Source organism: Bacteroides sp. OM05-10AA (assembly GCF_003439055.1).
GTDB lineage: Bacteria > Bacteroidota > Bacteroidia > Bacteroidales > Bacteroidaceae > Bacteroides > Bacteroides intestinigallinarum.
Genome location: NZ_QSUR01000001.1, coordinates 419,304 through 433,160, shown reverse-complemented (window position 1 = coordinate 433,160; position 13,857 = coordinate 419,304). Strand labels below are relative to the sequence as shown.

Annotated in this window: 6 protein-coding genes; 3 read left to right on the top strand and 3 right to left on the bottom strand. The window is 42.6% G+C overall.

What is annotated here, in order from left to right:
* Positions 1 to 67: 67 nt before the first annotated feature.
* From DXB58_RS01370 to DXB58_RS01360, 3 genes are all read right to left on the bottom strand, one after another.
* Positions 68 to 472 (bottom strand): hypothetical protein, encoded by a 405-nt coding sequence (locus DXB58_RS01370; RefSeq protein WP_122135661.1) that lies wholly within the window; start codon positions 470 to 472, stop codon positions 68 to 70.
* Positions 469 to 2,013 (bottom strand): rhamnogalacturonan lyase domain-containing protein, encoded by a 1,545-nt coding sequence (locus tag DXB58_RS01365; RefSeq protein ID WP_122135660.1) that lies wholly within the window; start codon positions 2,011 to 2,013, stop codon positions 469 to 471. The genes DXB58_RS01370 and DXB58_RS01365 overlap by 4 nt, the downstream gene beginning before the upstream one ends.
* A 513-nt stretch (positions 2,014 to 2,526) precedes the next feature.
* On the bottom strand, positions 2,527 to 3,990 hold the full coding sequence (locus DXB58_RS01360; protein ID WP_117937049.1) for a glycoside hydrolase family 28 protein: 1,464 nt from the start codon (positions 3,988 to 3,990) through the stop codon (positions 2,527 to 2,529).
* 220 nt (positions 3,991 to 4,210) lie between these two features.
* Here DXB58_RS01360 and DXB58_RS01355 point away from each other — a divergent pair, with 220 nt between their 5' ends.
* The 3 genes from DXB58_RS01355 to DXB58_RS01345 all read left to right on the top strand — a co-directional run bounded on the left by DXB58_RS01355 (position 4,211) and on the right by DXB58_RS01345 (position 13,757).
* A complete protein-coding gene (locus DXB58_RS01355) occupies positions 4,211 to 6,112 on the top strand; it encodes a rhamnogalacturonan lyase (RefSeq protein ID WP_122135709.1) in 1,902 nt (633 codons plus the stop codon).
* 138 nt (positions 6,113 to 6,250) lie between these two features.
* Complete coding sequence (locus DXB58_RS01350; protein ID WP_122135708.1) at positions 6,251 to 10,591, top strand: two-component regulator propeller domain-containing protein; 4,341 nt, start codon at positions 6,251 to 6,253, stop codon at positions 10,589 to 10,591.
* 202 nt (positions 10,592 to 10,793) lie between these two features.
* Positions 10,794 to 13,757 (top strand): sugar-binding domain-containing protein, encoded by a 2,964-nt coding sequence (locus DXB58_RS01345; protein WP_122135659.1) that lies wholly within the window; start codon positions 10,794 to 10,796, stop codon positions 13,755 to 13,757.
* Positions 13,758 to 13,857 lie beyond the last annotated feature (100 nt).

Sequence of the window (13,857 nt, the reverse complement as noted above, 5' to 3'; positions counted from 1 at the left end):
AAGACACGCTACAAATAGACTTTTTTCTTATATCGACGTTTGGAGATTTATTTTCCCCGGCAGAATATTATCTCGTAATCACAATTTCTCCTTTACGTCCGCCACCACGGAGAAAGAACTCATAAGTGTTACTACCCGAATCTTTTATTTCAAGCAGTTCTAAATCCGTACTCCTTGTCTGTTCACCTCGCACAACAGTCTTTAATATTCCATCAGTTTTCTGCCCGGCTGTGAGTCCTCCTTTCCAAGTAAGTATATACTGTCTACCTTCTGCAATATTAGTTATCGCAATCTTTTCTGTGGACAAAGTCATACACCAGTTATTCGGTTGCTCCAGTTCGACAGTAGTATCCCAAGTGAAATGAGGATTTCCAGTCATGCCTGCTTCCTCTGCAAGAACCTCTTCTTTGCTACATGATGTAAAAAGGACACATAGTAGCAATAGAGGAAAGAATCTACATTTTTCTATCATCTGATAATTTTCAATTTAGTTATTTCGCCATTATCTGTTGTCGCTTGTAAATCAATCTCTCCTTTATAAACAGACAAGTCTACTTGCCTATCAGAAAAAGAGACCTCCTTCCCATTAATATAAAAATGCACAAAAGCCTCCGCACCCTTACCTACCACTTTTGCAACATCCCCTTCAACAAAGATAGCTGTATCTTCCAACCATCCATAAGCAGTATCTTCATCACCTTCTGTAAGAAAACACCCCACTCCGGCATTATATAATTGACTATCCGTTCTTAATCGCAAAAAATCTATATCAGGAAGATTTCCGTCCGACTTACGAGGTAGAGTGAGTTGAGAGGCATCCAGACTGATAAAATCATCATCCGTCACAACCATCCCCACCGGAAGGAAAGAATTATTCACTATTTCACATTCAGCCTGATTAACATCTATGATATGCTTTCCCGAAGATCTCGGTTTGTGCGACAAGTTATTCTTAATAATATGACCATACCCTGGCACATCAACAGCTTCCGATGCAGTCTTTCTATTCAGCATACAGAAATTAGACGGATTCTGATAACCTGTATTATTATACCAGGCTATTCCTCCCAAATGATGGTTAGCATAGAAACCTTTATTTTTATTCATATAAGCGAGACAATACCGGACGATGTGCATGGGAATTACACTTGGTGCTTTGGGATTATCACTCATTCCATATCCTCCCGACTTAAATCCGGTGCCATCACCCGCCTTGCCACCATCTTTCGTGTATCCATTCAGGAAAGACCAACAGTTATCAATGGTAAAAGCTGCCTGACAGTTTATCAGATCAAACCCGTCATCACTATTATACCAGGCACGGCAGCCTCGGAATACATTACCCGTATATTGGGGCGAAGTAAGATGTCCCCCGAATCCATCGACGTTTCCTCCTTTACCGCCATCGGATACAGGGTCATAATTATTGTATGCATCACAATTCAACACCAGATTGTTTTTACCTGTCACTATATAGAAGCCGATAGCCATGCCGTCATGCATCGCCAAATGCTCGTAGACATTATCACTGCCCCCTTCATTGCGAAAACATTCGGACTGGGTATGTCCTACAATAGTCACTTGTATCCCCACTACTTCTATATTTCTGAAATGCAAATAAGAGCCACTCACATAGAATACAATAACACGTTCGTTTTCCGGCTTTACTTCCGAAAGATCAAAAACAGGACGCTCATTCTTATAGCCGGAGTAACAGATTCGTTTATCCGGACCAGTTCCACTCTTTGACATTTTAAACACCCGGCTCCAAGTGGTACTTCCAGCTGTATAATGTTCCATTATCTCTGCTTCCGACACTCGATATGTCCCTTGCCGGATATATACAGTATCTCCTGCCATTACTTTTGATTGTGCTTTGCCCAAGGTGGCAAAAGGCTTATCAATCGTCCCACTGTTCGAATCATTTCCATTGATGGCCACAAAATAGTTCGTCGCCGGAAGAGATAAAAGGAAACATCCTATGAAAAAGAGAAAAAGACCAATGCGTTTCATGGTATATCATTATTATGTTATTGCAAAGCTACTGCTTTTTATATCACAAGAACTGTAATATCGTACGTAAAGAATAGAATTTTGTGACAACTACGTTTATATCATTTACTTTCCATAGGAAAATCCTAATCAAGTTATATTTCATCTTACATTAAAGAAGAAAAAAGCTGACCCATCTTTCATAATCCTCTCCACCGTTTTTAATAAATTATTGAGGAGTTTATTATAAACGTCACCCCAATTTATTATAAACTATAAATTCCTAAATTAAGAGCATAACCATGATTTTTTGCAACAAAAAAGGCTACAAATCCCATAAAGATTCGCAGCCTTTAGCTCATACGAAAACTCTCACAGTTTAACTACTGCAAGAATTTCCTACTATATTGTCATTATATTGTACCAGTTTCTTTCTCATTCTTTTTAATGATACCTTTTATTTATTGATATTCACATCCACAAATATACAACATAAAAAAGGCTTTGTCAAGAGCATTCCGCCCATAAGAAGAATTATTTGTAATTAATCTCAATCTTACTATCCACATTATCCGTTTGACGCAACCTGCTTTTATCTTTTACCTTCAAATGGATATCCTGCAACTGGAAGTTCTTTCCATAAGTTATCTTCCCGACAGATTCCACTTCCGCACTAATATCAGACAGATAAAAATTCTCGATACGATGACTGGCATCCCACCCTGAAGCAGAAATAAAACGCTTTGCCGCACCTGCTCTTACATGAGAGAAATACACATTCCGAAAATTAGGATACCCCTTTTCTTTCGGTTCTACCGGAGTCAGCATCGTAGTCCAGTGTTCAGGAACTTCTTTCCCTTCATATTCTTCCGGCAACGCAGAATAACTGTATTTCGGATTCCAGTTCAAATCGACAGACAGAATATGAGTGATGCTATCAGCTTCAACACGTGTCATATAGATGTTCTCAACCGTTCCGCCACGATTCATGGATGATTTCAGACGTAGGGTCGTTCCTGTACCATAAGCTGTCAGATCATAGGCCAGTACATTACGAATGGAACCAGAAGTTTCACTTCCGCAAGTCAGTAACCCCGCACCTTTACGGGCAATACAATTACGAACCACCACATTCTCTGTCGGACGGTTCACACGCAGCCCGTCCGCATCACGCCCTGCCTTGATACAAATATTATCATCGTTACAATCCACATCGCAGTTTTCTATCAGAATATTAGTGGACGAATCAATATCAATGCCATCTGTGCTCGGTCCATGACCGCCTACATTATTATTAATAGTAAGACCGTTCACCGAACAATGATCTGAATACAAAATCTGGCAAGCCCAAAATCCGGTACGCACCAATGTAAAATCTTTCAAGGTGATATGTTTGCTATTGGAAACCAGTACCCCCCGTACGCGCTTGCAATCATAATCCACAATCCACCGCAAATTCTTCTTCTCATATTCCTCCCGCATAGCCCAATACTTATCCCAGAAAACTTTTCCGCGACAATCTATAAATCCCTCCCCCGTAAGGGCGGCATTTTCCGCATCCATTATATTGATAACAGCTGAAGGCCACGTCATTTCGATTCCTGCAATACGGGAAGGAAACTCCGGATAATCCAGAATATTCTCACTTGCCAGCAAGGTGGTGCCCTTACTAAGATGTAAATTCACTCCGCTCTTGATAAACAAGGCTCCTATTTTATAATATCCCGGAGCAACAACAACCGTACCTCCTCCCTGTTGATAACAAGCATCAATAGCCGCTTGAATGGCATGGGTACTGAATACGGAGGTATCATTTCGCAATCCGAACTTCCCAGCATCCCATTCCTTGTTTTTGGGAGTTTTTTGCGCCCCCACCTGATCAGCCCACGATAAATCCGGTTCTACAGACGCGCTTCCCCAATCATAAACGGAAACTGTCTTTTTGGGAGTCGTAAAACCAATCAATGCCAATAGTACAATAGATAAAAGATATTTCATAATTCCTGCTTTTAGTTCACGTTGCAAAATTATCGCATCTCATCAAAGAGGTAATGGACGGATGTACGTAAAAGATAGAATATTATGTCGAATAGATAATTAATTTCAAAAGGTGCACAATTGTATATAGTCTTTGTACATTTCTCCATTTCGTACATTCAAAAAAGGAGTAATTTTGCGAGTGAATAAATATAATAAGGTCCAAACCGATCAAACAAATATGAGAAAAATTGCCATTTATCTATTGTGCATATTCATGTTACCGCCTGTTGCAACAATGACGGCACAAACCGGTTATAACTATTCAAAGTTACAACGGGAGAAACTAAACCGCGGTGTAGTTGCCATTCGCGAGAATCCTTCAGAAGTGATCGTTTCATGGAGGTATCTTTCTTCTGATCCGATACAAACCGGCTTTAATGTGTACAAAGACGGAAAGAAACTGACAGACACGCCTGTCACTGTCAGCACCCTGTTTCGTGATAAGAACAACAGTCAGAAAGCAGCTGTTTACGAAGTGCGTCCCGTTATAAAAGGAAAAGAGACACATCACATTGACGGTACATACACACTGCCGGAAAATGCGCCTTCCGGCTATCTGGAAATTCCCCTGCAAAAACCGGCAAACGGAGTCACACCGGCGGGCGAGACTTATACTTACAGCCCTAATGACGCCTCTATCGGAGATGTAGACGGTGACGGCGAATACGAAATTATCCTGAAATGGGATCCCAGCAATTCACGCGACAACTCACACGAAGGTTATACGGGTGAAGTATATATCGACTGTTACCGAATGAACGGAGAACAGCTGTGGCGTATCAACTTGGGTAAAAACATACGTGCAGGAGCTCACTACACCCAATTTATGGTGTACGACCTGGATGGTGACGGCAAAGCGGAAGTGGTGATGCGGACTGCCGACGGAACAATAGACGGCAAAGGAAAAGTAATAGGAGACGCAAATGCGGACTATCGCGAAGAGGGAACTTTCGACCCAAGCAGAAATCTGATAATGAAACAAGGACGCATCCTGAAAGGTAAGGAATATCTGACCGTCTTTTCAGGAGACACCGGTGAGGCACTGCACACCATCGACTATATCCCTGCCCGTGGCAATGTTAGCGATTGGGGAGATGCAAAAGGTAACCGAAGCGATCGCTTCCTGGCCTGCGTTGCTTACCTTGATGGAATACATCCGAGTGTTGTAATGTGTCGGGGATACTACACACGCACAGTTCTGGCTGCATTCGACTGGAATGGGAAAGAACTGAAAAACCGGTGGATATTCGACAGTAACAATCCCGGATGCGAAAATTATGCCGGACAAGGAAACCACAATCTGCGTGTAGGCGACGTGGACGGTGACGGATGCGACGAAATCATCTATGGTTCGTGTGCTATCGACCACAATGGCAAGGGACTTTATTCTACCCGAATGGGACATGGAGATGCCATCCATCTAACTCATTTTGACCCTTCACGAAAAGGTCTGCAAGTGTGGGACTGTCACGAAAACAAACGTGACGGCTCCACTTATAGAGATGCTGCAACGGGAGAAGTATTGTTGCAAATCAAAAGTAATACCGACGTAGGCCGTTGCATGGCGGCAGACATCGACCCGACTCATCCGGGCGTAGAAATGTGGTCAGGAGATTCGCAAGGGATTCGAAACGTAAAAGGAGAAGTCATTGCTCCCAAAATGAGAAATACGCCTACCAATATGGCCGTTTGGTGGGATGGAGACCTATTGCGTGAAATGCTGGATAGAAACATGATTATTAAATATGATTGGGAAAACAAGAAGTTTGTCCCGCTTGTCAAATTCACGGGGACTCTTTTCAACAATGGAACGAAATCAAATCCTTGCCTACAAGGTGATATGATAGGCGACTGGCGGGAAGAAGTACTCGTGCGCTCCGAGGATAACGCTTCTCTTCGTCTCTATGTGTCGACTATCCCAACCGAATACAGATTCCATACCTTCCTTGAGGAACCCATATACAGAATCAGTATCGCTACCCAGAATGTTGGCTATAACCAGCCAACGCAACCCGGATTCTATTTCGGGCCGGATCTTATCAAGATGAAGGGTACTTTCAGAGGCTATCAATTCAAGTAAACATTGTATTAAAAGTATCAGCGCCAACCACAAATACACATCTATTGCCCTTAGTATATTCGCTATACAAAGGGCAAATTTGTTTAAAATCCAAAGAAATAACTATCTTTGCCTGTATATAACACATATAAATCCACTATGAAGAAGAATACATACCTTATATTCTCGCTTTTGTTTCTTTATCTCTATCCACTGTCGGCTTCCATTGAAATTCGATCCAATAAGCTGACTACCGGAGATGGATTAGCAAATAATTCGACCCGTTATATGATGCAGGACAGTAAAGGATTTATCTGGCTGGGAACTCTCAACGGATTAAGTTATTATGACGGCAATTCTTTCGTCAATATCTATCCGGATATAAACAACCCGCTCTCATTGGCCGACTCCCGCATCCGGAGCATGGAAGAAGATCCGAATGGTTTTATGTGGATCTCCACTATTTCTTCTTTCATCAGTTGTTATGATTTGCGGCATGGCTGCTTCGTAGATTTCACGGGAAACGGGGAGTACAAGGAAAACTATTCCAAGTTCATCATCGTTTCCGACAACTCCATCTGGTTATGGCATAACCAGAACGGTTGTCGTAGAGTCGTTTATCGTGACGGAAAGTTTTCATCACAGACGTATAAAGAAAAATCGGGCAATCTGCCTTCCGATAAGGTGCAATTTGTTCTGGAAAGTGCGAAAGGAGAAATCTGGATTGGTACGAATAAAGGATTATTAAAGTATCAAAATGGTAAAACAAACAATCTCGACCCGCATCAGCAGAGTTGGGAGCACATCATCTCTTATGATAAATATACCTGTATCATTACTGACAAAAATGAAATCTATCGCCATACCTATTCTGCAGATAAATTGGAGAAAGTTGCATCGCTAGCCGAAAGTTTTGATGATACGAGCCGTGTTACAGGTAACTTCCTTTTGCAAGATAAATGGGTATTGTTCACTGTCAACGGCAGCTACATATTGGATATCCCGACCGGAAAACTAAGCCGTTACACAGAATTGAACATCAAGAACGGCGCAGTCACCAGAGACAATAAGAAAAATGTATGGGTACACAACTATACCGGCGACTTATGGTATGTAAACATAACCACCGGTAAAATCAAGCCTTTCCAATTTCTTTCCTCCAAACATATCGGTTACATTGATGTGGAACGTTACAGCATCGTACACGACTCACGGGACATTCTCTGGATATCGACTTATGGGAACGGACTTTACGCTTATGAACTATCGACAGGTAATTTACAGCACTTCACATTCGAAGTCAATCAATCCAGCCATATCAACTCCAACTATCTTCAGTTTGTAATGGAAGACCGTTCCGGAGGCATCTGGGTAAGTTCCGAATTCTCGGGATTATCCCACCTGGAAATTCTGAATAAAGGGACACAACGCCTTCACCCCAGCGGTGAAAATAGTTCTGACCGCTCGAATACCATTCGTATGCTCTTCCAAACTCAAAACGGGCATATCTATATGGCCAACCGCATGGGCAGCCTTTACGAATACAACTCTGCCCTGACCAAAGTACTCCGGCAAGAAGATTTCACCCACAACGTGTATAGCATGAATGAAGATTCGGAGGGAAACTTATGGCTGGGAATGAGAGGACTTGGCCTTCGCATCGGTGCCAACCAATGGTATAAGAATGACGCCAAGAACCCTAACTCTCTTTCCAACGACCAGGTTTATTCTATCTATCGGGACAGGAAAGGACGTATGTGGTTGGGTACTTTCGGTGGAGGATTAAACTTAGCAGTAAAAACGGCCGACGGCTACCAGTTTAAACACTTCTTACAAGACAACTACAGTGAAAAGCGCATACGCGTCATCGAAGAAGACAAAAACGGACAAATGTGGGTAGGCACCAACAATGGTATCTATATCTTCCATCCGGATTCACTGATTGCATCACCCAAGAATTACGTGATTTACAATCATGCCAACGGCACATTCCCCAGTAACGAGATACGGTGTTTGATGAACGATGATGAAGGCAATATGTGGATTGGTACAGCCGGAGCAGGATTTGCAGTTTGCCATCCGGGAGACAATTATGAACACCTCACTTTCGATTGCTATGACATAAAAGACGGATTGTCCAATGCAGTTGTGCAGTCCATCATTCAAGATAAGGACAACAAAATGTGGATCGCAACCGAATACGGAATTTCCCGTTTCACCCCGGGCACCAGACAAATAGAGAATTACTTTTTCTCTTCTTATACTTTAGGAAATGTATATAGTGAAAACACCGCTTGCGTCAGCAACGACGGGAAATTGCTGTTTGGTACAAATTATGGACTGGTAGTACTGGATGCCAACAAGATAGAAAATCTGGATAAACCTGCTTCCGTCATCTTCACCGGACTTCAGATCAATGGCGCACACATGCTCCCGGGAGTGGAAGACTCGCCTTTACAGGAAGCCATACCCTATATTGGCGAACTGAACCTGAAATACTATCAGAGTTCATTCACGATTTCTTTCTCTACTTTCAATTACCTGGATGGTGTATCCAAATACTCTTATAGCCTCCCTCCATACGACACGGAATGGAGTTCGCCCTCTAACCTCAACTTTGCCACTTACCGGAATCTACCTCCGGGTAAATATGAACTTCATGTGAAAGCTTGTAACGCTGCCGGTATCTGGGGAGAAGAAAACGTGATGGAAATCATAATAGCTCCGCCTTTTTGGAAAACCGGCTGGGCTTATCTGATTTATGCTATTCTAATTGCTATAGCAGGTTATTTCAGTTTCCGCATTATCAGAAATTTCAATGCTTTGCGTAACCGTATCGCCGTTGAAAACCAGTTAACGGAATATAAGCTGGAATTTTTCACCAATATTTCCCACGAATTCCGCACTCCGCTGACACTGATTCAAGGTGCTTTGGAGAGAATCGTCAATATGGGGAATCATTCCAAAGATATGCAACACTCCCTGAAGATCATGGACAAGAGTACGAAGCGAATGTTGAGACTTATCAATCAGTTGTTGGAATTCCGGAAAATGCAGAAAAACAAACTCGCCCTCTCTCTGGAAGAAACAGATGTCATTGCTTTCTGCTATGAGATATTCCTTAGTTTCAAGGACGTGAGTGAATCCAAAAACATGGATTTCCGTTTCGAACCTTCGCTAAACTCTTACAAAATGCCTGTGGATAAGGGAAATCTCGACAAAGTGGTCTATAACCTGCTCTCCAATGCCTTCAAATATACTCCTTCCAACGGAAAGATTATATTCAAAGTAGACATACAGGAACAGAAGAAACAACTCTGTATACAGGTGATCGATACGGGATTGGGCATTCCGAAAGAGAAACGTGCCGAACTGTTCAAGCGCTTTATGCAAAGTAGCTTCTCACACAGCAGCGTAGGCGTAGGACTACATCTTACCTATGGCTTGGTCAACATGCACAAAGGAACAATTTCTTATAATGAGAATGAAGGAGGCGGTTCAATCTTCACCGTCGAACTGCCAACCGATGCCAGTGTTTATGAAGAAAAGGATTTCCTTGTTCCCAACCAGTTATTGATTGAGGAAGAAGAGCAACGCCACAAGGAATTTGTTACAGATGAAAAAACGGACGAACCGGAGGCACCGTCCGTACCGTTGAACAAACGAAAAGTCTTGATTATCGAAGATGATAATGATGTCCGCGAATTTCTGAAAGAGGAAATCGGCCATTATTTCGAAGTAGTAGCAGAAGCGGATGGTATCAGCGGATTCGAACGTGCACAGACTTATGATGCGGACCTTATTATCTGTGACGTGTTAATGCCGGGCATGACAGGATTTGAGGTGACCAAGAAGCTGAAGAACGAGTTTGCCACCAGCCATATCCCCATTATTCTGCTGACCGCTCTCAATATGGAAGAAAAATATCTGGAAGGTATCGAATCCGGTGCGGATGCTTATATCACCAAACCATTCAGTATTTCTTTATTACTGGCCAGAATTTCCAAACTGATAGAACAACGTGACAAGTTACGGGAAAAATTCTCCAATGAACCGGGAATTGTTCATGCAGCTATCTGTACGAACAACAAAGACAGCAAATTCCTTGCAAAACTGAATGAGATGCTGAACGAGCACATGGTGGAAACGGAATTCTCTGTAGATGACTATGCCAACCTCATGGGATTGGGACGTACCGTGTTTTATAAAAAAGTACGTGGCGTCACCGGATATTCTCCAAATGAATACCTGCGTGTCATTCGCTTGAAGAAAGCTGCGGAATTATTGTTGACCGAAGATCTGACCGTTGCTGAAATTTCATATAAAGTGGGTATCAACGACCCCTATTATTTCAGCAAGTGTTTCAAGAATCAATTCGGAATAGCACCCTCTGTTTATCAAAAGAACGGTGGAAAAGCTCCGACCTCCAATACCACAGCAGGAAATACGGAACAACCCGCTGAAAAAAAAGGAGAAGAAAACGGAGAAACGGATGCTTAAACAGGATACATGATAACTGACTGATAATAGTACACATTCTCTCTGCCAATGGGGTTATGTGTACTATTATCTGAAATTATGTACAAACATCGGTCACACTTTTCCATCAAAAGATAAAAATTACATTATTTCCGTACTTTAATACCGGGTGTATCTTCTTTCAATACACTTTCTTTGCAGCAGAACAATTTAATTGATTATCATGAAACACAAATTATTCCTTTTCGTATTTCTGCTGACTACCCTGTCTGTTATCGACGGACAGGCATCCGAACGCAAAAAATACAACTTCAACAGTGAATGGAAGCTGCAAATAGGAGACTTTCCTAAAGCCAAAGACACTAAATTCGACGACAGTGAATGGAAGCAAGTAACTTTGCCTCATGCTTTCAATGAAGATGAAGCATTTAAACTCTCCATCGAACAATTGACAGATACAGTGGTGTGGTATCGCAAAAGTTTCCGGATTCCGGAACTGAAAAGTAATCAGAAAGTATTTATCGAGTTCGAAGGAGTACGTCAACGTGGAGACTTCTATCTCAACGGTCATAATCTGGGCAGACACGAAAATGGCGTAATGGCAGTGGGATTCGACCTGACTCCATATATGAAGGAGGGTGAAAACGTAATTGCCGTTCGCACCGATAACAACTGGATGTACAGAGAAGAGGGAACCAACTCCAAATTTCAGTGGAACGACCGCAATTTCAATGCTAACTATGGCGGTATCCCCAAAAATGTGTTTCTGTACGTTACCGATAATGTATATCAAACTCTTCCCTTATACAGTAACCTGAAAACAACAGGTGTCTATGTGTACGCCAAAGATTTCGATATAAAAGGGCGTAAAGCAACCATTCATGCCGAATCAGAAGTCAGAAACGACAGTAAATCTCCCCGCCAGTTCAGTTATCAAGTGACTGTACTTGATGCCGATGGCAAACGATTGAAGACTTTCCAAGGTGATAAAGTGACTTTAAAAGCAGGAGAGACTAAAACGGTAAAGGCATCCGCCATTATCAATAATCTTCATTTCTGGAGTTGGGGATATGGTTACCTGTATACGGTAAAAACTGCTTTGAAAGATGACAGCAATCAGATATTCGATGAAGTCAGTACCCGCACCGGATTCCGTAAAACACGCTTTGCTGAAGGAAAAATAGAATTGAACGACCGTGTTATCCAAATGAAGGGATATGCGCAACGTACCAGTAATGAATGGCCTGCAGTGGGTCTATCCGTACCAGCCTGGTTGAGCGACTTCTCTAATGGTCTGATGGTAAAAGGAAATGCAAACCTGGTTCGTTGGATGCACGTCACTCCATGGAAACAAGATGTAGAATCTTGCGACCGTGTAGGTCTGATACAGGCAATGCCTGCCGGAGATGCAGAAAAAGACCGTGAAGGACGCCAATGGGAGCAACGGGTGGAACTGATGCGCGATGCAATCATTTATAACCGCAACAACCCGAGTATCTTGTTCTACGAATGTGGCAACAAAGCTATCAGCCGTGAACATATGATAGAGATGAAAGCTGTTCGTGACAAATATGATCCGTTTGGCGGACGTGCTATCGGTTCACGTGAAATGTTGGATATTCGTGAAGCGGAATACGGCGGCGAAATGCTATATATCAACCGAAGTGAGCATCATCCGATGTGGGCTACCGAATATTGCCGCGACGAAGGTTTAAGAAAATACTGGGACGAATACAGCTATCCTTTCCATAAAGAGGGTGACGGTCCGCTCTATAAAGGTAAACCGGCCACTGATTATAACCGTAACCAAGATGAACTTGCCATTACCATGATAGCCCGCTGGTATGATTATTGGCGTGAGCGTCCCGGAACAGGCAACAGGGTCAGCTCCGGTGGCACTAAAATTATCTTCTCTGACACCAATACCCATTACCGGGGAGCGGAAAACTATCGCAGAAGTGGAGTGACAGATGCTATGCGTATTGAGAAAGACGCCTTCTATGCACATCAGGTGATGTGGAACGGATGGGTAGATACGGAAGAAGACCAGACCTACATTATCGGACACTGGAATTATCCTGAAAATACAGTAAAACCCATACATGTGGTATCTACCGGGGAAGAGGTGGAACTTTTCCTGAATGGTAAATCTCTGGGGAAAGGCAAACGCCAATACAATTTCCTCTTTACTTTTGACAACATAACATTTAAACCGGGTAAACTGGAAGCAGTCAGCTATAATCAAGCAGGAAAAGAAATCAGCCGCTACGCTATACATACAGCCGGTGAACCAGCCAAACTGAAACTTACCGCTATTCAAAATCCCGAAGGATTCCATGCAGACGGTGCAGACATGGCTTTAATACAGGTGGAAGTTGTAGATAAAGACGGAAAACGTTGCCCGTTGGATAATCGTACGGTTCAATTCACGCTTAACGGTCAAGCAGAATGGCGTGGAGGGATTGCCCAAGGTGAAAACAATCATATCCTTGATACAAAACTTCCGGTAGAATGTGGCATCAACCGTGCACTGATTCGCAGCACAACTACTGCCGGAAAAGTAACTTTGACAGCACAGGCTAAAGGATTACCTGCCGCCACACTCACATTGGAAACAGTGCCTGTAAAAGTTACTGAAGGCTTGAGCACTTATCTCCCGCAGGAGACTTTAAAAGGACAACTGGACAGGGGTGAGACTCCTTCTACCCCTTCTTACCAAGATAGCAAAAAAGGTGTACGCATCGTTTCAGCAAAAGCCGGTTCCAATAACAGCGATGCTGAAAAGAGTTATGATGATATCGAACTGACGGAATGGAAAAATGACGGAAAGTTGAGCACAGCCTGGATTGCTTATACACTGGAGAGAGAGGCCGAAATAGACGATATATGTATCAAATTGCAAGGGTGGCGTTCACGCAGTTATCCATTGGAAGTATATGCCGGAAACACCCTGATTTGGAGCGGAAATACAGATAAGAGTCTGGGGTATATTCATCTCAATGTAGAAAAACCGGTACGTGCCAACACTATAACCATTCGCCTGAAAGGAAATACCAGTGACAAGGATGCTTTCGGACAGATCATTGAAGTAGAAGCCAAAGCTGCCAATAAAATGGAACTGGAAAAGAGCAGTAGCAAAAACCAGTTAAGAATCATTGAAGTAGAATTTCTCGAAACAATCAAATAAATAGTTTTCAACAGGTATTAGCTTTCTCACACGATTGTTAGTTTGATAAGAAGCCCTCCCGAACGATTATAAACGTGAGGAGGACTTTTTATTATCCCAA

Bases quoted from the DNA above. Each gene is read 5' to 3' on its own strand.
- DXB58_RS01370 (WP_122135661.1), bottom strand. From the start codon at position 472: ATGATAGAAAAATGTAGATTCTTTCCTCTATTGCTACTATGTGTCCTT.
- DXB58_RS01365 (WP_122135660.1), bottom strand. From the start codon at position 2,013: ATGAAACGCATTGGTCTTTTTCTCTTTTTCATAGGATGTTTCCTTTTA.
- DXB58_RS01360 (WP_117937049.1), bottom strand. From the start codon at position 3,990: ATGAAATATCTTTTATCTATTGTACTATTGGCATTGATTGGTTTTACG.
- DXB58_RS01355 (WP_122135709.1), top strand. From the start codon at position 4,211: ATGAGAAAAATTGCCATTTATCTATTGTGCATATTCATGTTACCGCCT.
- DXB58_RS01350 (WP_122135708.1), top strand. From the start codon at position 6,251: ATGAAGAAGAATACATACCTTATATTCTCGCTTTTGTTTCTTTATCTC.
- DXB58_RS01345 (WP_122135659.1), top strand. From the start codon at position 10,794: ATGAAACACAAATTATTCCTTTTCGTATTTCTGCTGACTACCCTGTCT.